Source organism: Enterobacter sp. HNDS-6 (assembly GCF_039850505.1).
Classification (GTDB): domain Bacteria; phylum Pseudomonadota; class Gammaproteobacteria; order Enterobacterales; family Enterobacteriaceae; genus Enterobacter; species Enterobacter kobei.
In genome coordinates, this window is the sequence record NZ_CP156673.1 from 2734468 (window position 1) to 2754419 (window position 19952).

At 54.8% G+C, this 19952-nt stretch carries 20 protein-coding genes; 9 read left to right on the forward strand and 11 right to left on the reverse strand.

What is annotated here, in order from left to right:
* Positions 1-42 precede the first annotated feature (42 nt).
* The 5 genes from ftsZ to mutT all read left to right on the forward strand — a co-directional run bounded on the left by ftsZ (position 43) and on the right by mutT (position 6210).
* Positions 43-1194 carry a cell division protein FtsZ gene (gene ftsZ / locus ABFI50_RS12780; protein WP_008501978.1) on the forward strand — a complete coding sequence of 384 codons (1152 nt, stop codon included), beginning with the start codon at positions 43-45 and terminating at the stop codon, positions 1192-1194.
* A gap of 101 nt (positions 1195-1295) precedes the next feature.
* Positions 1296-2213 carry a UDP-3-O-acyl-N-acetylglucosamine deacetylase gene (gene lpxC, locus ABFI50_RS12785; protein ID WP_014882548.1) on the forward strand — a complete coding sequence of 306 codons (918 nt, stop codon included), beginning with the start codon at positions 1296-1298 and terminating at the stop codon, positions 2211-2213.
* Between the two features lie 279 nt (positions 2214-2492).
* Positions 2493-2996: a secA translation cis-regulator SecM gene (secM, locus tag ABFI50_RS12790; protein WP_072169721.1), complete on the forward strand. Its 504-nt coding sequence runs from the start codon at positions 2493-2495 to the stop codon at positions 2994-2996.
* Between the two features lie 58 nt (positions 2997-3054).
* Entirely contained in the window at positions 3055-5760 is a 2706-nt protein-coding gene (gene secA / locus ABFI50_RS12795; protein ID WP_014882550.1) for a preprotein translocase subunit SecA, read from the forward strand.
* 57 nt (positions 5761-5817) lie between these two features.
* Complete coding sequence (gene mutT / locus ABFI50_RS12800; protein WP_014882551.1) at positions 5818-6210, forward strand: 8-oxo-dGTP diphosphatase MutT; 393 nt, start codon at positions 5818-5820, stop codon at positions 6208-6210.
* A 33-nt stretch (positions 6211-6243) separates the two neighbouring features.
* Here the strand turns inward: mutT and yacG are convergent, their stop codons facing one another.
* The 3 genes from yacG to coaE are packed head-to-tail and all read right to left on the reverse strand — an operon-like array spanning position 6244 to position 7811.
* On the reverse strand, positions 6244-6438 hold the full coding sequence (gene yacG, locus ABFI50_RS12805) for a DNA gyrase inhibitor YacG (RefSeq protein WP_014882552.1): 195 nt from the start codon (positions 6436-6438) through the stop codon (positions 6244-6246).
* 9 nt (positions 6439-6447) lie between these two features.
* Positions 6448-7191, reverse strand: coding sequence for a cell division protein ZapD (gene zapD, locus ABFI50_RS12810; RefSeq protein WP_014882553.1), 744 nt, complete (start codon positions 7189-7191; stop codon positions 6448-6450).
* On the reverse strand, positions 7191-7811 hold the full coding sequence (gene coaE, locus ABFI50_RS12815) for a dephospho-CoA kinase (protein ID WP_023332085.1): 621 nt from the start codon (positions 7809-7811) through the stop codon (positions 7191-7193). The genes zapD and coaE overlap by 1 nt, the downstream gene beginning before the upstream one ends.
* Before the next feature lie 228 nt (positions 7812-8039).
* On the opposite strand from coaE, the gene ABFI50_RS12820 reads away from it, so the two are divergent.
* Positions 8040-9083, forward strand: a complete 1044-nt coding sequence (locus ABFI50_RS12820; RefSeq protein ID WP_117580911.1) for a GMP reductase — start codon at positions 8040-8042, stop codon at positions 9081-9083.
* A gap of 38 nt (positions 9084-9121) precedes the next feature.
* On the opposite strand, the gene hofC is transcribed toward ABFI50_RS12820, so the two are convergent.
* The 4 genes from hofC to nadC all read right to left on the reverse strand — a co-directional run bounded on the left by hofC (position 9122) and on the right by nadC (position 13193).
* Positions 9122-10306, reverse strand: a complete 1185-nt coding sequence (gene hofC / locus ABFI50_RS12825; protein WP_063614430.1) for a protein transport protein HofC — start codon at positions 10304-10306, stop codon at positions 9122-9124.
* The gene (gene gspE / locus ABFI50_RS12830; protein WP_045281047.1) at positions 10296-11678 is read right to left on the reverse strand and encodes a type II secretion system protein GspE; all 1383 of its coding nucleotides are present in this window, start codon (positions 11676-11678) and stop codon (positions 10296-10298) included. The genes hofC and gspE overlap by 11 nt, the downstream gene beginning before the upstream one ends.
* Before the next feature lie 10 nt (positions 11679-11688).
* Entirely contained in the window at positions 11689-12126 is a 438-nt protein-coding gene (gene ppdD, locus ABFI50_RS12835) for a prepilin peptidase-dependent pilin (RefSeq protein ID WP_014882558.1), read from the reverse strand.
* Positions 12127-12299: 173 nt separating this feature from the next.
* A complete protein-coding gene (gene nadC, locus ABFI50_RS12840) occupies positions 12300-13193 on the reverse strand; it encodes a carboxylating nicotinate-nucleotide diphosphorylase (RefSeq protein WP_014882559.1) in 894 nt (297 codons plus the stop codon).
* A gap of 87 nt (positions 13194-13280) precedes the next feature.
* Here nadC and ampD point away from each other — a divergent pair, with 87 nt between their 5' ends.
* Both ampD and ampE read left to right on the forward strand, forming a co-directional pair.
* On the forward strand, positions 13281-13832 hold the full coding sequence (gene ampD, locus ABFI50_RS12845; RefSeq protein WP_023332089.1) for a 1,6-anhydro-N-acetylmuramyl-L-alanine amidase AmpD: 552 nt from the start codon (positions 13281-13283) through the stop codon (positions 13830-13832).
* Between the two features lie 9 nt (positions 13833-13841).
* Complete coding sequence (gene ampE, locus ABFI50_RS12850) at positions 13842-14696, forward strand: beta-lactamase regulator AmpE (protein WP_023332090.1); 855 nt, start codon at positions 13842-13844, stop codon at positions 14694-14696.
* 18 nt (positions 14697-14714) lie between these two features.
* On the opposite strand, the gene ABFI50_RS12855 is transcribed toward ampE, so the two are convergent.
* The 4 genes from ABFI50_RS12855 to ABFI50_RS12870 form a co-directional block, all read right to left on the reverse strand.
* Positions 14715-15665: a family 43 glycosylhydrolase gene (locus ABFI50_RS12855; RefSeq protein ID WP_063434189.1), complete on the reverse strand. Its 951-nt coding sequence runs from the start codon at positions 15663-15665 to the stop codon at positions 14715-14717.
* 10 nt (positions 15666-15675) lie between these two features.
* Positions 15676-17073 carry an MFS transporter gene (locus tag ABFI50_RS12860; protein ID WP_014882563.1) on the reverse strand — a complete coding sequence of 466 codons (1398 nt, stop codon included), beginning with the start codon at positions 17071-17073 and terminating at the stop codon, positions 15676-15678.
* A 163-nt stretch (positions 17074-17236) separates the two neighbouring features.
* Complete coding sequence (aroP, locus tag ABFI50_RS12865; RefSeq protein ID WP_047625524.1) at positions 17237-18607, reverse strand: aromatic amino acid transporter AroP; 1371 nt, start codon at positions 18605-18607, stop codon at positions 17237-17239.
* A 45-nt stretch (positions 18608-18652) separates the two neighbouring features.
* On the reverse strand, positions 18653-18880 hold the full coding sequence (locus ABFI50_RS12870) for a hypothetical protein (RefSeq protein WP_078309342.1): 228 nt from the start codon (positions 18878-18880) through the stop codon (positions 18653-18655).
* Positions 18881-19143: 263 nt separating this feature from the next.
* On the opposite strand from ABFI50_RS12870, the gene pdhR reads away from it, so the two are divergent.
* Positions 19144-19908: a pyruvate dehydrogenase complex transcriptional repressor PdhR gene (pdhR, locus tag ABFI50_RS12875; protein ID WP_014882565.1), complete on the forward strand. Its 765-nt coding sequence runs from the start codon at positions 19144-19146 to the stop codon at positions 19906-19908.
* The last annotated feature ends 44 nt before the right edge of the window (positions 19909-19952 follow it).

A 19952-nucleotide genomic window follows, 5' to 3' on the forward strand; every position in this document is an offset into this window, starting at 1 on the left:
AATTAGCGGTCTCGGGCGACAGGCACAACGGAGAGAGAAATTATGTTTGAACCTATGGAACTGACCAACGACGCGGTGATTAAAGTCATCGGCGTCGGTGGCGGCGGCGGTAACGCCGTAGAGCATATGGTGCGTGAACGCATTGAAGGTGTTGAATTCTTTGCAGTTAACACCGATGCGCAGGCACTGCGTAAAACAGCAGTTGGCCAGACTATCCAGATCGGCGGTGGCATCACCAAAGGGCTGGGCGCTGGGGCAAACCCGGAAGTCGGTCGCAACGCGGCTGAAGAAGATCGTGAAGCCCTGCGTGCTGCACTGGAAGGTGCGGACATGGTCTTCATCGCAGCAGGTATGGGCGGCGGTACGGGTACCGGTGCAGCACCTGTTGTCGCAGAAGTCGCTAAAGATTTAGGTATCCTGACCGTTGCTGTCGTGACCAAGCCTTTCAACTTTGAAGGCAAGAAGCGTATGGCTTTCGCGGAGCAGGGTATTACCGAACTGTCCAAGCATGTGGACTCACTGATCACCATCCCGAACGACAAACTGTTGAAAGTTCTGGGTCGCGGTATCTCCCTGCTGGACGCCTTCGGCGCGGCAAACGACGTGCTGAAAGGCGCGGTTCAGGGTATCGCCGAACTGATTACCCGTCCTGGCCTGATGAACGTTGACTTTGCAGACGTTCGTACCGTGATGTCCGAAATGGGCTATGCGATGATGGGCTCTGGCGTGGCAAGCGGTGAAGACCGTGCAGAAGAAGCGGCTGAAATGGCTATCTCTTCTCCACTGCTGGAAGATATCGACCTGTCTGGTGCGCGCGGCGTGCTGGTCAACATTACCGCTGGCTTTGACCTGCGTCTGGATGAGTTCGAAACCGTGGGTAACACTATCCGTGCGTTCGCCTCTGACAATGCCACCGTGGTAATTGGTACGTCTCTCGACCCGGAAATGAACGACGAGCTGCGTGTAACTGTTGTTGCCACCGGTATCGGTATGGACAAGCGTCCTGAGATCACCCTGGTGACCAACAAACAGACTCAGCAACCGGTAATGGATCGTTACCAGCAGCACGGTATGTCTCCTCTGACTCAAGAGCAGAAACCGGCCGCGAAAGTGGTGAACGACCCTACGCCGCAAACGGCGAAAGAGCCAGATTATCTGGATATCCCGGCGTTCCTGCGTAAGCAAGCTGACTAAGAATTGGCTGGAATTTGGGGATTTGCGCTCTTTGTGCTAAACTGGCCCACCGTTAGTGATATACACTTTCGGTTGGATAGTTAATTTGGCGAGATTATACGATGATCAAACAAAGGACACTTAAACGTATCGTTCAGGCGACGGGTGTCGGTTTACATACCGGCAAGAAAGTCACACTGACGTTACGCCCTGCGCCGGCCAATACCGGGGTCATCTATCGTCGCACCGACTTGAATCCACCGGTAGATTTTCCGGCCGATGCCAAATCTGTGCGTGATACTATGCTCTGTACTTGTCTGGTGAACGAGCATGACGTGCGGATTTCTACCGTAGAGCACTTGAACGCCGCCCTGGCGGGTCTGGGTATCGACAACATTATGGTTGAAGTCGATGCGCCAGAAATCCCGATTATGGATGGCAGTGCTGCTCCGTTCGTTTATCTGTTGCTGGATGCCGGCATCGAAGAACTGAACTGCGCGAAGAAATTTGTTCGCATCAAAGAGACCGTTCGTGTCGAAGATGGCGACAAGTGGGCTGAATTCAAACCGTACAATGGTTTCTCGTTGGACTTTACCATCGACTTTAACCATCCGGCGATTGATGCCAGCACCCAACGCTATGCGATGAACTTCTCTGCTGATGCGTTTATGCGCCAGATTAGCCGCGCACGTACGTTTGGCTTCATGCGTGATATCGAATATCTGCAGTCCCGCGGCTTGTGCCTGGGCGGCAGCTTCGATTGTGCCATCGTTGTTGACGATTATCGCGTACTGAACGAAGACGGCCTGCGTTTTGAAGACGAATTCGTGCGTCACAAAATGCTGGATGCGATCGGCGACCTGTTTATGTGTGGTCATAACATCATTGGTGCATTCACCGCGTTTAAATCCGGTCATGCACTGAACAACAAACTGTTGCAGGCAGTCCTGGCAAAACAGGAAGCCTGGGAATATGTGACCTTTGAAGACGAAGCGGAACTGCCGCTGGCCTTCAAAGCACCAAGCACGGTTCTGGCTTAACGGTTCACACCGTTTCGTAAAAAATCGACTGGTTAACCTGGTACTCTCTCCGACCAGGAAGACCAGTCGTTTTTATTTTTACCCGTCTTCGTTTGCCTCAGCATTCTCTCTTGTTTGTCTTGCGCAGAAAATGTGTGCGTTAGCTGCATTCTTGACCGTTTTTCCCTGCAACGATGCCTCATTCCTGCTGTTGTGTAGCGGCATTAGTGGTAATATCTGGGCGCTTAAAAAAAATAACTGAATTTAGCCTGTAACTGGCGGGCTTATGTGGTGGAGCAAGTGAGCGGAATACTGACGCGCTGGCGACAATTTGGCAGACGATACTTCTGGCCGCATCTCTTATTGGGGATGGTCGCGGCGAGTCTCGGCTTGCCTGCGCTCAGCAACAGTGCCGAAGCGGCGACGCCAGCGAAAACCTCCACAACCAAACACGATCTCAACACGCGGGTTAACTTTACTAACCTCGCGTGGCTTGAAGCCAGTCGTCGCCCGAATTTCTCCGTTGATTACTGGCACCAGCACGCTATCCGCACGGTCATTCGTCATCTGTCATTTGCGATGGCGCCGCAGACAATGCCTGTTGCCGAAGAGACGTTGCCGGTACAGGCACAGCACCTTGCCCTGCTGGATACGCTCAACGCGTTGCTCACGCAGGACGGCCAGCCGCCGGTTATGGTTCGCCAGACGGCGCAAACTGTGCTCGCTCCGCCAGTCTCATTCTCTGTATCAACCTGGATTAGCCAGGCCCACGGCATCCGCGCCGGGCCGCAACGCCTCAGCTAAATTAACTTTTTCAATACCTTAATTTATCTGCCCACGATGGGGCGTTTGAGAATTTATTATGCTAATCAAATTATTAACTAAAGTTTTTGGTAGTCGTAACGATCGTACACTGCGCCGTATGCGCAAAGCTGTCGCTGTCATCAACGGTATGGAACCGGCGATGGAGAAGCTCTCCGATGACGAGCTGAAAGCAAAAACCGTGGAATTCCGCGCGCGTCTGGAAAAAGGGGAAACCTTAGAAAGCCTGATCCCGGAAGCCTTCGCCGTAGTGCGTGAAGCGAGTAAACGTGTGTTTGGCATGCGTCACTTCGACGTTCAGCTGCTGGGTGGTATGGTGCTTAACGAGCGCTGCATCGCGGAAATGCGTACTGGTGAAGGTAAAACCCTGACCGCAACGCTGCCGGCTTACCTGAACGCGCTGACCGGTAAAGGCGTTCACGTGGTTACCGTCAACGACTATCTGGCCCAGCGTGACGCCGAAAACAACCGTCCACTGTTCGAATTCCTCGGCATGACGGTCGGCATCAACATGTCCGGCCTGCCTGCGCCAGCCAAGCGTGAAGCGTATAACGCGGACATCACCTACGGCACCAACAACGAATACGGCTTCGACTACCTGCGTGACAACATGGCCTTCAGCCCTGAAGAGCGCGTCCAGCGTAAACTGCACTACGCGCTGGTGGATGAGGTGGACTCCATCCTGATCGATGAAGCGCGTACCCCGCTGATCATCTCCGGCCCTGCCGAAGACAGCTCTGAGATGTACCGCAAAGTCGACAAAATCATTCCGCACCTGCTGCGTCAGGAGAAAGAAGACTCCGACACCTTCCAGGGTGAAGGTCACTTCTCCGTTGATGAAAAAGCGCGCCAGGTGAACCTGACCGAGCGCGGTCTGGTGAAAATTGAAGAGCTGCTGGTCGCTGAAGGCATTATGGAAGAGGGGGAGTCCCTGTACTCTCCGAGCAACATCATGCTGATGCACCACGTAACGGCTGCACTGCGCGCCCACGCGCTGTTCACCCGTGACGTCGACTACATTGTGAAAGACGGCGAAGTCATCATCGTCGATGAACACACCGGCCGTACCATGCAGGGACGTCGCTGGTCTGACGGCCTGCACCAGGCTGTGGAAGCCAAAGAAGGTGTGGATATTCAGAATGAAAACCAGACCCTGGCGTCCATCACCTTCCAGAACTACTTCCGTCTGTACGAGAAGCTGGCGGGCATGACCGGTACTGCTGATACCGAAGCGTTTGAATTCAGCTCCATCTACAAGCTGGATACCGTTGTCGTTCCAACCAACCGTCCAATGATCCGTAAGGATATGCCGGACCTGGTGTACATGACCGAAGCGGAAAAAATTCAGGCAATCATCGAAGATATTCGCGACCGTACTGCCAATGGGCAGCCGGTTCTGGTGGGGACCATCTCCATCGAGAAATCTGAAGTGGTTTCCAATGAGCTGACGAAAGCAGGCATTAAACACAACGTTCTGAACGCCAAGTTCCATGCTAAAGAAGCGGATATCGTTGCTCAGGCGGGTTATCCGGCTGCCGTGACCATCGCTACCAACATGGCGGGTCGTGGTACCGATATTATGCTGGGCGGTAGCTGGCAGGCTGAGGTTGCTGAGCTGGAAAACCCAACGCCAGAACAGATTGCACAAATCAAAGCCGACTGGCAGGTACGTCACGACGCGGTTCTGGCTTCCGGTGGTTTGCACATTATTGGTACCGAGCGTCACGAATCTCGTCGTATCGACAACCAGCTGCGTGGCCGTGCGGGCCGTCAGGGGGATGCCGGTTCTTCTCGCTTCTACCTGTCTATGGAAGATGCGCTGATGCGTATTTTCGCCTCCGACCGCGTGTCCGGCATGATGCGTAAACTTGGCATGAAACCAGGCGAAGCCATCGAGCACCCGTGGGTCACCAAAGCGATTGCCAACGCGCAGCGTAAAGTGGAAAGCCGCAACTTTGATATTCGTAAGCAGCTGCTGGAGTATGATGACGTCGCGAACGATCAGCGTCGTGCGATCTACACCCAGCGTAACGAACTGCTGGACGTGTCCGACGTGAGCGAAACCATCAACAGCATTCGCGAAGATGTGTTCAAAGCGACCATTGACGGGCATATTCCACCGCAGTCTCTGGAAGAGATGTGGGATATCGAAGGCCTGCAGGAACGTCTAAAGAACGACTTTGACCTCGATCTGCCTATCAAAGAGTGGCTGGACAAAGAGCCTGAGCTGCACGAAGAGACGCTGCGCGAACGTATCTTTGAAACCGCGCTGGACGTTTATAAGCGTAAGGAAGAAGTGGTTGGCGCTGAGATGATGCGTCACTTCGAAAAAGGTGTGATGCTGCAGACGCTGGACTCCCTGTGGAAAGAGCACCTGGCGGCAATGGACTACCTGCGTCAGGGTATTCACCTGCGTGGCTATGCGCAGAAAGATCCGAAGCAGGAGTACAAGCGTGAATCCTTCTCCATGTTTGCGTCTATGCTGGAGTCGCTGAAGTATGAAGTGATCAGCACCCTGAGCAAAGTTCAGGTACGTATGCCGGAAGAAGTGGAAGCGATGGAACAACAGCGTCGTGAAGAAGCTGAGCGTCTGGCGCAGATGCAACAGCTGAGCCACCAGACTGACGAGAGCGAAGCTGCAGCGGCGATCGCCGCGCAGACTGGCGATCGTAAAGTGGGTCGTAACGATCCGTGCCCGTGTGGTTCCGGTAAAAAATATAAGGCCTGCCACGGCCGTCTGAGCTAAGTCCATAAGACAATGAAAAGGCGCAGATATCTGCGCCTTTTTTATGGAAGTGACAATATGAAAATACTGCAAATTGCCGTCGGGATTATTCGCAACCCGCAAAACCAGATCTTCATTACCCAGCGCGCTGCCGATGCCCATATGGCGAACAAATGGGAGTTTCCCGGTGGAAAAATTGAATCAGGGGAGACGCCGGAAGAGGCGCTGGTGCGTGAGCTTCAGGAAGAGGTAGGGATTACGCCAGTTGGCGCAACGCTGTTCGATAAGCTCGAATACCAGTTTCCGGACAGGCACATCACGCTTTGGTTCTGGCTGGTCGAAAACTGGGAAGGCGACCCCTGGGGAAAAGAGGGGCAACCCGGTAACTGGGTGGAGCTTCAGGCCAGTGATGCCGATAAATTCCCACCGGCAAATGCGCCCGTCATATCCCGACTGACGGACGACCTGTAGGCCTGCTAAGCGAAGCGCCAGCAGGCTTTAAAGCTATTGCTGCTCTTCACTCCAGTCATCGCTGTCCGAGAGATCGCCTTTGCTCGGAATGCGTTTCTCTTCCGCCGCCCATTCTCCAAGGTCAATTAACTGACAGCGCTTGCAGCAGAATGGACGGAACGGACTCATTTCGCCCCATACAACGGTTTTACCGCAGGTGGGGCAGTTTACGGTGGTCACTTCAGACATCGGCACTCCTTAACAACAGGCCAGTTCAAAATCGAGGCGTTCCGGCACGGTGCCATTCTCGCTGTCCAGAGGCATAAAGCGGATCGCAAAACGACTCTTATGCCCGGAAATCTGTGGGTAAAGCTGCTCGCCGAGCGATAAATTCAGACGCAGAAGATCGGCATCATCGCCGTTATCCTGATAGAAACCGTTCAGGCTGGTTTGCTTGCGGAACGGCGCCGAGTTACGGATGAGGTCGAGAATTAGCGACAGCGTCTGGTGCATGGGGGCGAGACTTTCCAGCCAGCTGTTCACCTGCGCATCACGCTGTGCTTGCGGCATATGCAGCCACATATGCAGCGTTGGCAGGTCGAAACTACAGCAGCCACCAGGAATACTCAGGCGCTGGCGCACCAGGCCGATCAGGCGATCTTCTCGCAAAAATTGCCCGACACGAGGTGCGGCCATCAGCGTACTGCTGCTGTTTTTAAGCTGCTGACGAAGTGAATCAATGCGGCTCTGATCCACGCCCGGCACTTCGGCCCAGGCCTGTAATTTACGCTGCTGGCGCTCCAGTTCTTTCAGAAGCTCTGTGCGGACGTCGCCCCGCTCAATGACATCCAGCAGATCCCCCACATTGCGGAAGAAGTGCAACGCAGTGGCATGATCGCTGACGGGCAAATGTTGTGAAAGTTGTTGAATCAGAAATTCGATACGCAGCCAGGTACGCATTTTTTCGTTGAGCGGATGCTCAAAAAGGATGTGGGTCGACATTATGGTTTTTCCTGTGCAACGGCCTGCGCGGCGAACGCCAAATACTGCGCATGCAGGCGGGCAACATCCGATGCAATGGCATCTGGTGCGCCGTTATTATCAATAACATCATCCGCAACGGCAAGGCGCTGAGCGCGCGTGGCCTGAGCGGCAAGAATTTGTTCAGCCTGTTCGCGCGAGACACGATCGCGCGTCACGGTGCGCTGGATTTGCGTTTCAGGCGAGACATCAATGACCAGCACCCGATCGGCTTTATTGTGCAGCTGATTCTCTACCAGCAGCGGAACCACCCACAGAACATACGGCGAGCGGGCTGCGGCAATTTGACGCTGAGTTTCCTGGTGGATAATGGGGTGGAGCAGGGCATTAAGCCAGAGTTTTTCCGCAGAATCGGAAAAAATGCATTCGCGTAGCTTGCGGCGATTTAGCGTGCCATCTGCACTGATAATTGCCGGACCAAAATGGTTTTCGATGGCTTTTAGCGCGGGTGTATTGGGCTCTACCACCTGACGGGCAATGATATCGGCATCAATAATCGTGATACCCAGACGAGAAAATGCGTCCGCAACGGTACTTTTGCCACTACCGATGCCGCCGGTTAATGCGACGATATACCCCATTAAATCAAATCCTGGGAATTATTCATTATTAAAATCAGTTGGTTAAATTTCAAACGTGCTTCAGCCACTGTTTAGCCCTGTTTACCGGCTTTTTACCAGGTAAATTTATAGGATTGTAGCGTAAAAAAAGAGAATTTCGCAGTCTTGCGGAGCAGGTATTAGTGCGTATGATAGCGTCACTGGAGTTGTGCTTTTAACATATTTGCCTCTAACCCCAGGAATCCGCACATGCGTATCGAAGAAGATCTGAAGTTAGGTTTCAAAGACGTTCTTATCCGCCCTAAACGCTCTACACTGAAAAGTCGCTCAGACGTTGAACTCGAACGTCACTTCACCTTTAAACATTCCGGTCAGACCTGGTCTGGCGTGCCGATTATTGCCGCCAATATGGATACGGTGGGCACCTTCGGGATGGCAACCGCCCTGGCGCAGTTCGATATTCTCACCGCAGTGCACAAACACTACAGCCTGGAAGAGTGGAATGCGTTTGTTGCATCCGCCTCTGCGGATGTGGTGAAGCATGTGATGGTCTCCACCGGCACCTCTGATGCCGATTTCGAGAAGACCAAACAGATCCTGAATGCGAACCCGGCGCTCAATTTTGTGTGTATTGATGTGGCGAACGGTTACTCCGAGCATTTCGTGCAGTTCGTCAGCAAGGCGCGTGAGGCCTGGCCAACGAAAACCATCATCGCGGGCAACGTGGTGACCGGTGAAATGTGTGAAGAGCTGATCCTCTCCGGTGCCGACATCGTGAAAGTGGGCATTGGCCCGGGCTCCGTATGCACCACGCGCGTCAAAACCGGCGTTGGGTATCCGCAGCTGTCCGCCGTTATCGAATGTGCCGATGCGGCGCATGGCCTAGGCGGCCAGATCATCAGTGACGGCGGTTGCACCATGCCGGGCGATGTGGCGAAGGCGTTTGGCGGCGGCGCAGACTTCGTGATGCTCGGCGGTATGCTGGCCGGTCATGAAGAGAGCGGCGGCACCGTGGTGGAAGAAAACGGTGAGAAATTCATGCTGTTCTACGGTATGAGCTCTGAGTCTGCAATGACCCGTCACGTTGGTGGTGTGGCAAAATACCGTGCGGCAGAAGGCAAAACCGTGAAGCTGCCTCTGCGTGGCCCGGTTGAAAACACCGCGCGCGACATCCTGGGCGGCCTGCGCTCAGCCTGTACCTACGTGGGTGCCTCCCGTCTGAAAGAGCTGACGAAACGTACGACGTTTATTCGCGTTCAGGAGCAGGAAAACCGCGTTTTCAATAGCCTGTAATGGCTTTCGCTGGCGCATGTCCGTGCGCCAGCTATTGGCTATCCCGCGCTCATCGCATCCCCCAAATGGAAAATGGGCAAATACATTGCCACCACTAGCGTGCCGATGATGACCCCCGTGACAACCAGTAGTAACGGCTCCAGGAGTGCTGCCAGATTGTCGGCCAACTGAAAAGTTTGCTCCGTATGATGACGAGCAAGGTTTGCCAGCATGATGTCCAGTGAACCTGACATTTCGCCCGTTCGTAAAAGCTGAATACAGAGCGGGGTAAACATTGCCGCTTTCTGAAAGGATGACCAGACGGGAAGCCCTTTTTCAATATCTTCGCGTATTCTGCGAAGGATCCCTTGCCAGTAGCGGCTTTCGACGGTCTCTTCTGCGCTCTCAAGCCCCTGTAAAAAGGCAATGCCTGCCTGCTGCGTGAGCGACAGTACGGTGAAGATCTGCCCCAGCTTTTGCCCTTTCGCCAGCGCCCCCATTACAGGTAGATGCAGAAGAAATCGCTGCCAGCGAGGCGTGTGACGCAGAGTCCAGGCTGCGGTTAACGGAACAAGCAGCACCGCGAACAGTGCGAGAGCGTAGGACTGCATAAACGCGGATATACCCATCACCATCCGCGTCAGCGCCGGAAGGGGAGTGTTAAACGTTTTGTAGATTGCGGCGAACTCGGGCAACACCAGGGTGACCATGGCGAGTACGACGAGTACCGCCAGCGTCAGGATGATCGCCGGGTAGCGCAGCGCTTTTTTCACTTTCTGACCGAGCTGCTGCTGCGCTTTTTGTTGCTGGGCGAGCTGGCGACAGCACTCTTCCAGCTTCCCTGTCAGCTCACCCGTTTTTACCATTGAGATATGCAATGGGGTAAAGACCGTGGGCCACCGCCTGAGCGCCTCAGAAAAAGGGCACCCTTCACTGAGTTCATCGGCAACGCTTTGCAGCAGTGCCCGCCACGGTTCTGATGGATGCTGGTCAGCCAGCATTTGCAGGCTATGCGCAAGCGTTAGTCCGGCCTGCAGCAGCGTGGCGAGCTGGCGAAACATCTCGTAGCAGTGATGAGGACGCCAGCGGTGTCTCTGAGGGCATCGGGAGAGGGCCAGAGGATGCAGGTCGTTCCGCATTAGTCTGGTGAAGGCCGCGTTGCGGTCTGTGGCCCAGAGTGTCCCGCTTCGGGGTTCTCCTTCTGTGGAGAGGGCTCGCCAGCGCCAGAGGTGATTAGTGGCCATCGGGCATACCCAAAACACGCAATAATTCTTCGAGCGTGGTTAGCCCTTGCTCAATGGCCATACAGCCGTGTTCAAACAGCGAGATTAACCCTGCCTGCCGGGCACTGGCTTCTATCACCTCGGTGCCTGCCCCGCTGGCAATTGCCTGACGCAGAGGGTTGTCGATTGCCAGTACTTCAAAAATCGCCACCCGGCCGTAAAAACCGTGATAGCAACGATCGCAGCCTGTGGGTTGCCAGCGGGGAAGTGGTCGCGGCCAAACCGGGCGGGGTAAGCCCGAATGCTCCCCGTTTTGCTGTCGGCAATGTGGACAAAGACGCCGAACCAGCCGTTGGGCGATCACCATAGAGAGTGCGGAAGAGATCATCCAGCGCGCGACGCCCATCTGCTCCAGGCGAATCAGGGTTTCCGTTGTCGAGTTGGTATGCAGCGTCGACAATACCAGGTGCCCGGTCTGCGCGGCATTAATAGCGATCTCTGCCGTTTCGCCATCACGAATTTCGCCAACCATAATGATATCCGGATCCTGACGCAGCAGCGCCCTTAGCACGCTCTGAAATGTCAGGCCCGCTCGCGGGTTAATCTGCGTCTGATTCAATCCCGCAAGCGGGATTTCAATGGGATCCTCTACGCTGCAGATGTTGACGTCAGGGGTGTTAAGCGCCTGTAACGCACTATAGAGGGTGACGGTTTTGCCGCTGCCTGTGGGGCCGGTAACCAGAATCAGCCCCTGAGGCTGGTGCAGTGAAGCAGTAAAACAGGCCAGCTGCTCAGCGCTCATGCCGAGTGCTTTCGGTTCAAGAGCCTGCTGAACCTGATGCAGCAGGCGCAGCACAATTTTCTCACCGCCGTTGCAGGGAAGCGTGGCGATACGAAACGAGACCGGCTCGTTTGTCAGCTCAATGGTAAACTGACCATCCTGCGGTAAGCGGCGTTCAGCAATATCCAGATTACCCAGCACTTTTAACCGGGCGCTGAGCATCGTTGCCAGCGCGGCGGAAAGCGGAGGTTGCGGGCAAAGTACGCCATCGATACGTAAGCGAATCTGGCACGCGTGCTCCATCGGTTCAATATGGATGTCGGAGGCGCGCTGGTTTATCGCCTGTTGCAGCGTGTGGTTGAGGATATCCACCGCGGAATGTGCCTGCGAAACGTTAGGCAGATGCGATTGCGCGCTTAACTGCCGATGCTTTTCCATGCGTTCAGCGCTCCAGCACTCGATATCAATCCGTTTCTGCGTTGCGAAGCGCAGGGCTTCCATCAGTTCAGGTGCGGGGCTTCCCACGACGGCAATGCTGACCATGTCACTGTCGCTGGTGAGCAGCAGAGCATGATGGCGAAGGCAAAGTGCCACGAGTTGATCGGTGTTCATTGTCCGCCCCTCAGTTATTGTCGAAGCGGAAGACGTCTTCACAGGCCTGCTTAAGCTCGCTGTCAGCACTGATGTTGCAGTCACGCGTCCAGCCTGTCATACCGTTGCCGTTATTCCACTGTGGCGTCATGGTCACCGTCAGTCCGTTGAGACTCTCCTGACCCGTCAAGGTCACGATCCCTTTTGCCACGTTCATTGCTGAGACGTAACGCGTCGTCGTCGGGGAAGGGATGCCGTTACTGCCTGCGTCACAGCTCTCCACGCCACCGTGATCGAGCGCGCAAAGCTCAATGGCAGTGCGATAGGGAATGAAGGTTTGCAGCATATCGGTGAGGGCGGCTTTACGCAGGTAGTTCTGATAGGCGGGAACCCCGATGGCGCTCAGAATCGCAATAATGCCAATGACCACCATCAGCTCAATGAGTGTGAATCCTTGTTGTCTGTCCATATCTGCTCCTTATGCAAAGTGGCGCTACTCTGGCAGCGCGAAAGGAGAGAAACGAGGGACAAAAAAGGGAACGGGAAAGGGGCTTCAGAGAATTCATGCAGTGTTGCAGGGAAGAACAACGGATTTGCGAGCAGGACTGAAATTCCCCTCTCCGGGCGGAGAGGGGAAGCCTGTTATTTGAAGCGCATGGAGAGGTCAAGGGCGCGAACGTGTTTGGTCAGCGCGCCGACGGAGATGTAGTCCACACCGGTTTCGGCGAATTCACGGATCGTGTCGAACGTGACGTTCCCGGAAACTTCAAGCTGGGCGCGGCCGTTAGTCAGTTTTACTGCCTCGCGCATCTGCTCAGTTTCGAAATTGTCGAGCATGATGATATCGGCTCCGGCCTTAACGGCCTGCTCCAGCTCTTCCAGGCTTTCGACTTCCACTTCAACAGGGACGTCCGGGTGCAGCCAGAAGGCTTTCTCAACGGCCTGGCGCACGGAACCCGACGCAATAATGTGGTTCTCTTTGATCAGGAAGGCATCGGATAAGCCCAGTCGATGGTTGGCGCCGCCGCCACAGAGCACCGCGTATTTCAGCGCAGTGCGCAGGCCTGGCAGCGTTTTGCGGGTATCCAGCAGCTGAGTGTGGGTGCCGGCCAGGAGGTCAACATAGCGACGCACTTCGCTGGCGACGCCAGAGAGCGTTTGTACAAAATTGAGCGCGGTGCGTTCGCCGGTCAGCAAGACGCGCGAGGGACCGTCCAGCTCGAACAGCGGCTGATTGGCTGTAATCGCATCACCATCTTCAACGTGCCAGGTCACCTGCACATCATCGCCCGCTAGTTGAGTAAATACCTCTTCAACCCAACGCTTGCCGCAAAAAACGCCCTCTTCACGGGTAATAATGACCGCGTGGGAACGTGTCTCTTTTGGCAATAATTGTGCGGTAATGTCTTTATCGGCATTCACGTCACCCCCAAGGTCTTCTTTTAACGCATGGGCAACGCTTGCCGGAATATCCATATTAATACGTTCCAGAAGTGCTTCACGTCGGTGGTCGGGGTTATAGCGGCGAGGCGGCATGATAAAACTCCAAATTGGTAACGAATCATAATATTGAAACATGCTACTCTGAACCGAGTCATTGCACCATACAGAAGGAGTTCCAGCATGTTGTTAGAAAACGGATGGCTGGTGGATGCGCGGCGTGTACCCTCGCCGCACCACGATTGCCGCCCGGAGGATGAAAAGCCCACACTGCTGGTGGTTCATAATATTAGTCTCCCGCCGGGTGAATTTGGCGGCCCGTGGATCGATGCGTTATTCACGGGAACGATAGATCCCAATGCCCATCCTTTCTTCGCTGAGATTGCGCATTTGCGCGTGTCGGCTCACTGTCTGATTCGTCGTGATGGTGAGGTGGTTCAGTATGTTCCTTTTGATAAGCGCGCCTGGCATGCCGGGGTGTCGATGTATCACGGGCGCGAACGGTGCAACGATTTCTCCATTGGGATCGAGCTGGAAGGCACGGATACTACGCCCTACACCGACTCACAGTATCAACAGTTAGCGGCTGTGACCCGTACGCTTATCGGACTCTATCCGGCAATCGCCGACAACATTACCGGACACAGTGATATCGCTCCGGCGAGAAAAACCGATCCTGGCCCGGCATTTGACTGGCCCCGCTTTCGCGCCATGCTCACCGCGTCGTCAGAATAAGGAGATACCATGACGTTGTTTACCATGCTGCTGGTTATCATCGCTGAACGTCTGTTCAAGCTCGGTGAGCACTGGCATCTGGATCACCGGCTGGAGGTGTTATTCCGCCGCATCAGGCACTTTTCCATGCTGCGCACGCTGCTGATGATGGCGGGTGTGATGGTGATTACCTTCCTGCTGCTGCGCGCGCTGTACGGACTCTTTTTCAATGTGCCGCTGCTGGTGGTGTGGATCCTGCTTGGCGTGCTGTGCATTGGTGCGGGCAAGGTGCGTTTGCACTACCACGCATATCTTAAAGCGGCCTCCCGCGATGATGCCCACGCGCGCGGTGCCATGGCGAGCGAACTGACGATGATCCACGGCGTGCCGCCGGATTGCGACGAGCGCGAGTTCCTGCGCGAGCTGCAAAATGCGCTGCTGTGGATTAACTTCCGTTACTACCTCGCGCCGCTGTTCTGGTTTGTGGTGGGCGGCCCGGTGGGACCCGTCTTGCTGATGGGGTACGCGTTCCTGCGTGCCTGGCAGACCTGGCTTGCCCGTTATCTGACACCGCATGAACGTTTGCTCTCCGGCATTGATGCCATCCTGCATGTGCTCGACTGGCTGCCGGTGCGTCTGGTGGGTGTGGTGTACGCGCTCATTGGCCACGGTGAAAAAGCATTGCCAGCGTGGTTTGCGTCTCTGGGCGACCGGCACACCTCGCAGTATCAGGTGTTAACCCGTCTGGCGCAGTTTTCCCTGGCGCGAGAGCCGCATACCGACAAGATTGAAACGCCAAAAGCGGCGGTTTCAATGGCAAAGAAAACGTCGTTTGTGGTGGTGGTGGTGGTGGCGCTGCTGACCATTTACGGCACGCTGGTGTAAGCCAGCGCGCCGCAAACCCTATAGCGTATCCGCAGGCGGGATGCCGAAATCAGGCATCCCGCTTTCGTCCCAACGAACACGCTTCAGTCGGGTATGGCGATTCGGATCGTACAGCGGGTCGCCCTCAATTTCGGTGTAATTCCGCGCGTGATACACCAGCACATCTTCCCCTTCCGGCGTTTGCGTAAAGCTGTTGTGGCCCGGGCCGTACTGACGATTTTCGTAGCTAGTAACGAACACCGGACGCGCAGATTTGTGCCAGTTCGCCGGCTGTTGCGGATCGGCATTCAGGTCTATCCACAATAACCCCATGCAGTAGTTCTCATCGGTGGCGCTAGCGGAGTAGCTGATAAACAGCTTGTCACCGTGAACCAGCACCGCCGGACCTTCGTTAACCAGAAATCCGCGGCATTCCCAGTCATATTCAGGTTTACTGAGCATCACCGGCTCGCCTTTCAGCGTCCACGGATTTTCCATTTCACACAGATAAAGGTTGGAGTTTCCGGCGATATCCGGCGCTTTTTGCGCCCACAGATACCAGCGTTTCCCCTGATGGACAAAGGTGGTGGCATCGAGGGCGAAAGTGTCGAATGGCGTTTTTATTTGCCCCTTCTCGACCCACGTACCGGCGAGCGGATCGCTGTCGGTACACTCCAGCGCAAACATTCGGTGCTGGAACATGCCGAGGCTATCAAGCGCCTGGGTGTGCGTCGCGGCAAAATAGATGTACCACTTCCCGTCGATGTGATGCAGTTCTGGGGCCCAAATCAACTGGCTCATTGGACCGGTGTCGGGTTTGCGCCAGACCACTATCTCTTCGGCGCTGCGCAAGCCCTCCAGCGAGTCAGCACGGCGGATAGCCAGCCTGTCGTACTCCGGCACGGAGGCAATAAAATAGTATTCCCCCTCATGATGTAAAATGTACGGGTCGGCGCGTTGTTCAATAAACGGGTTTGGCCAGGTTTGCATGCAACTTTCCTTATTTTGTCTCTGCGGCTTTGAGTTCCTGATAAGCGTTCAGCTCGCGGTAGTTGGCGCGGCGCTTTTCCAGATCGGACTGGATCATCTTCATGGTTTCGCGGTCCACTTTCAGCAGGCGTACAACGCCCGCGGTAATTAAGTATCCAACGCCAGGAATAACGGTAAACAGCAGTACGATACCGTTAATGGCCTCCGCGCTTTGCGCTTTTGCGCCTGCGTCGTAACCGTACCAGGAGAGCAGAAAACCGACCATTGCCCCGGCAATCGCCAGACCCAGTTTCAGGAAGAAAATGTTGCCGGAGAAGCTGATCCCGGTGATGCGTTTCCCGGTTTTCCACTCGCCGTAGTCGTCCACGTCAGCCATCAGCGACCAGTGCAGCGGAGACGGGATCTGGTGCAGGATGTTCAGCAGAACGTAGAGCACCACGATGGTGACGGTAGCTTTCGGGTCGAAGAAATAGAAGGCGCAGGAAAATATCGCCAGCACGATATTGGTCCAGAAGAAGACCTTCAGTTTACACCAGCGGTCGGTCAGCACTTTTGCCAGCACGCTGCCAAGCATCATGCCGATAACCCCCAGGCTGATAAACACGGTGGCGAAGTGGGTGCTCTGGCCCATCACCCAGGTGACGTAATACATGGTGGCCGCCATGCGGATAAAGCCCGGGCAGACGTTGCAGAGCGTCAGGAGCAGAATGCGCACCCACTGGTCGTTTTTCCACACGTCTTTCAGGTCGTTTTTCAGCTCGTCGTGGGTCTGCACCGCCGGGCGCACGCGCTCGCGCACGGTGGCGAAGCAGAACAGGAACATGCAGGTGCCAATCAGCGCCAGTACGGTCATTGCCATCTGGTAGCCTTTGGCTTTGTTATCCCCGCCAAACCAGTCGGCCATCGGCAGCAGCGTCAATGACAGCAGCAACGTGGCGATGCCGACCAGCACGAAGCGGTAGGACTGGCAGGCTACACGCTCTTTCGGATCGTTGGTGATCACCCCTCCTAACGAGCAGTAAGGGATGTTGATGGCCGTATAGGTTAATGAGAGCAGGAAGTAGGTGACAAACGCATAGATAACTTTGCTGTTATAGCTCCACTCCGGTGTGGTGAACATCAGAATACTGAACAGCGCGTAGGGGAAGGCAATCCACAGCAGCCATGGACGAAAACGGCCATATTTACTGCGGGTGCGGTCAGCAATTGCCCCCATGATAGGGTCGGTGACGGCGTCAATCACACGGACCGACAGCAGTAAGACCCCCACCAGCGCAGGCGCGAGGCCAAATATGTCGGTATAAAAATAGTTAACAAACAGCATGATGGCGCCAAAGATGATGTTGCAACCTGCATCGCCCATCCCATAGCCGATCTTTTCTTTTACTGACAGTTTAGCGTTATCCATAGACTGCTCTCCGGGTTTCGGTATGGAGAGAATTATTTGCTGGCAAACGAATATATGCGTTGCAGTATCAGGGCGGTGATATGGATAAAAACGCTGTAGGGATGAAAGTGTGAGGGAGGTAACAACGCGCGGTACCCGCAAAAGCAGGTACCGCGGAGGAGGCTTAGTGGGCCTTCATGGCCTTGCGGCTTTTCTGGCTGAAGAGATAGCCAACGCCCAGCACGGCAATCCAGACCGGGATCAGGTAGACGGAGATTGCCATACCCGGCGTGATCAGCATGATCACCAGCACGGCCGCCATAAACAGCAGGCAGATCCAGTTACCCAGCGGATAGAGCAGGGCAGGGAAGCGCGTCGTCACGCCCTGCTGCTGTTTCGCGCGGCGGAACTTGATGTGCGCCAGGCTGATCATCGCCCAGTTGATGACCAGTGCAGAGACCACCAGTGCCATTAGCAGGCCAAATGCGGATTCCGGCGCCATGTAGTTAATCAGCACGCACAGCGCCGTCACGATGGCTGAAACAATGATGGTGTTGACCGGCACGCCGCGTTTATCAACGTTGAGCAGCATCTTCGGCGCATTGCCCTGCTGGGCCAGACCGAACAGCATACGGCTGTTGCAGTATACGCAGCTGTTGTACACGGAAAGCGCCGCGGTCAGCACCACGACATTGAGCGCGTTCGCCACGACGGTATCACCCAGTTCGTGGAAAATCAGCACAAACGGACTGGTGTCGGCAGTGACGCGCGTCCACGGCAGCAGGGAGAGCAGGACCGCCAGCGAGCCCACATAGAAGATCAGAATTCGGTAGATAACCTGATTCGTCGCTTTCGGGATGCTCTGCTCAGGATTGTCGGCTTCTGCGGCGGTGATACCCACCAGTTCCAGACCGCCGAAAGAGAACATAATGATGGCCATCATCATCACCAGACCGGTCATGCCGTGAGGCAGGAAGCCGCCCTGTTCCCAGAGGTTACGCACGGTTGCCTGTGGGCCACCGTTGCCGCTGAACAGCAGCCAGCCGCCAAAGATAATCATCGCCACGACGGCGATCACTTTGATGATGGCAAACCAGAACTCCATCTCGCCGAACACTTTTACGTTGGTAAGGTTAATGGCGTTGATAATGACGAAGAAGGCTGCAGCGGAAGCCCAGGTTGGGATGTCAGGATACCAGAACTGAATATACTTCCCGACGGCAGTCAGCTCGGCCATGGCAACCAGAACGTACAGTACCCAGTAGTTCCAGCCGGAGGCGAAACCGGCAAAGCTGCCCCAGTACTTATAGGCAAAGTGGCTGAAGGAGCCAGCGACCGGCTCCTCGACAACCATTTCACCTAACTGGCGCATGATCAGAAAAGCAATGAAACCCGCAATCGCGTAACCCAAAATAATGCCCGGACCGGCAGACTGGATTACGGATGCGCTGCCCAGAAACAGGCCGGTACCAATAGCACCGCCCAGTGCGATGAGCTGAATATGGCGGTTTTTTAGCCCGCGCTTTAGCTGATCGCCGTGCTGTTGAGCTTCCATTTGAAACCTCGTGTGTGGTTGTTATGTCACGCTGTGCGTGTGTAATTATGAAAATCCATATTCTGTATTTATTTCTTTACGGTTAAACGAACCGAAAAAAGCGGAGATGACTTCCGTAAGCGCCAGAATAGTGGTAAGTGCCTGTGAATGCACCTGCTTTATGAAGGGCTGATGACGAGTTGAATAAAAAGAAAGCATTTGTAAATCACTCCGCTCTCGCTTCTTACCCCAACCTATAGAATAGAAATGCGCCTTAAGTGGGCGAATTTTCATAATTTGCCTTGTTGAATCGCTTCAGATTGCAAAAACCCTCGTTTCATTATGGTTAAAACTCCCACTTTGGGAGTAATCAACTCATTTGTGCAAAGTTACATTTCTGAAACGTTATTTCTGTAAGGTTGTTAAAATGTGCAGGGTTTACTGATTTCAATCAAAACCAATATGGACAGAAGGTGAATACTTTGTTACTTTAGCGATACGAAATATAAATTGGTAAGACCAATTGACTCCGGGCAAAAAGGCGTAAGACAGGGAATATGGCCTACAGCAAAATTCGCCAACCAAAACTATCTGATGTGATTGAGCAGCAGCTGGAGTTTTTAATCCTCGAAGGGACTCTGCGCCCGGGTGAGAAACTTCCGCCAGAACGCGAACTGGCAAAACAGTTCGACGTTTCACGTCCCTCTCTGCGTGAGGCGATTCAACGCCTCGAAGCAAAGGGCTTGCTGCTTCGTCGCCAGGGCGGCGGAACCTTTGTGCAAAACAGCCTGTGGCAGAGCTTCAGCGATCCGCTGGTAGAACTTCTCTCTGACCACCCAGAATCCCAGTTTGACCTGCTTGAGACCCGTCACGCGCTGGAAGGTATTGCGGCCTATTACGCCGCCCTTCGCAGCACTGATGAAGATCGCGTGCGTATCCGCGAGCTGCATCAGGCCATTGAACGGGCACAGCAGTCCGGCGATTTAGACGCCGAGTCCAGCGCCGTCGTCCAGTATCAAATCGCCGTCACCGAAGCGGCACACAATGTGGTGCTCCTCCATCTGCTACGCTGCATGGAGCCGATGCTGGCCCAGAACGTTCGTCAGAATTTTGAATTGTTGTATGCCCGTCGGGAGATGCTCCCACTGGTAAGCAACCATCGCACCCGAATATTCGAGGCGATAATGGCCGGGGAACCGGAGCAGGCGCGCGAAGCGTCGCACCGTCACCTGGCTTTCATTGAGGAAATCTTGCTGGACCGCAGCCGTGAACAATCGCGTCGCGAACGTTCATTACGCCGCATACAGCAACGAAAGGATTAAGCGCCAGGTACTTTTAGAGCGCGGCAACTAAACGCAGAACCTGT

Excerpts from the sequence above, each read along its gene's own strand:
- ppdD (WP_014882558.1), bottom strand. The coding sequence starts at position 12,126 with ATGGACAGACAACAAGGATTCACACTCATTGAGCTGATGGTGGTCATT.
- lpxC (WP_014882548.1), top strand. The coding sequence starts at position 1,296 with ATGATCAAACAAAGGACACTTAAACGTATCGTTCAGGCGACGGGTGTC.
- gspE (WP_045281047.1), bottom strand. The coding sequence starts at position 11,678 with ATGAACACCGATCAACTCGTGGCACTTTGCCTTCGCCATCATGCTCTG.
- ampE (WP_023332090.1), top strand. The coding sequence starts at position 13,842 with ATGACGTTGTTTACCATGCTGCTGGTTATCATCGCTGAACGTCTGTTC.
- aroP (WP_047625524.1), bottom strand. The coding sequence starts at position 18,607 with ATGGAAGCTCAACAGCACGGCGATCAGCTAAAGCGCGGGCTAAAAAAC.
- zapD (WP_014882553.1), bottom strand. The coding sequence starts at position 7,191 with ATGTCGACCCACATCCTTTTTGAGCATCCGCTCAACGAAAAAATGCGT.
- ABFI50_RS12855 (WP_063434189.1), bottom strand. The coding sequence starts at position 15,665 with ATGCAAACCTGGCCAAACCCGTTTATTGAACAACGCGCCGACCCGTAC.
- ABFI50_RS12860 (WP_014882563.1), bottom strand. The coding sequence starts at position 17,073 with ATGGATAACGCTAAACTGTCAGTAAAAGAAAAGATCGGCTATGGGATG.
- coaE (WP_023332085.1), bottom strand. The coding sequence starts at position 7,811 with ATGGGGTATATCGTCGCATTAACCGGCGGCATCGGTAGTGGCAAAAGT.
- pdhR (WP_014882565.1), top strand. The coding sequence starts at position 19,144 with ATGGCCTACAGCAAAATTCGCCAACCAAAACTATCTGATGTGATTGAG.
- secA (WP_014882550.1), top strand. The coding sequence starts at position 3,055 with ATGCTAATCAAATTATTAACTAAAGTTTTTGGTAGTCGTAACGATCGT.
- ftsZ (WP_008501978.1), top strand. The coding sequence starts at position 43 with ATGTTTGAACCTATGGAACTGACCAACGACGCGGTGATTAAAGTCATC.
- mutT (WP_014882551.1), top strand. The coding sequence starts at position 5,818 with ATGAAAATACTGCAAATTGCCGTCGGGATTATTCGCAACCCGCAAAAC.
- ABFI50_RS12870 (WP_078309342.1), bottom strand. The coding sequence starts at position 18,880 with ATGAAAATTCGCCCACTTAAGGCGCATTTCTATTCTATAGGTTGGGGT.
- nadC (WP_014882559.1), bottom strand. The coding sequence starts at position 13,193 with ATGCCGCCTCGCCGCTATAACCCCGACCACCGACGTGAAGCACTTCTG.
- ABFI50_RS12820 (WP_117580911.1), top strand. The coding sequence starts at position 8,040 with ATGCGTATCGAAGAAGATCTGAAGTTAGGTTTCAAAGACGTTCTTATC.
- yacG (WP_014882552.1), bottom strand. The coding sequence starts at position 6,438 with ATGTCTGAAGTGACCACCGTAAACTGCCCCACCTGCGGTAAAACCGTT.
- ampD (WP_023332089.1), top strand. The coding sequence starts at position 13,281 with ATGTTGTTAGAAAACGGATGGCTGGTGGATGCGCGGCGTGTACCCTCG.
- hofC (WP_063614430.1), bottom strand. The coding sequence starts at position 10,306 with ATGGCCACTAATCACCTCTGGCGCTGGCGAGCCCTCTCCACAGAAGGA.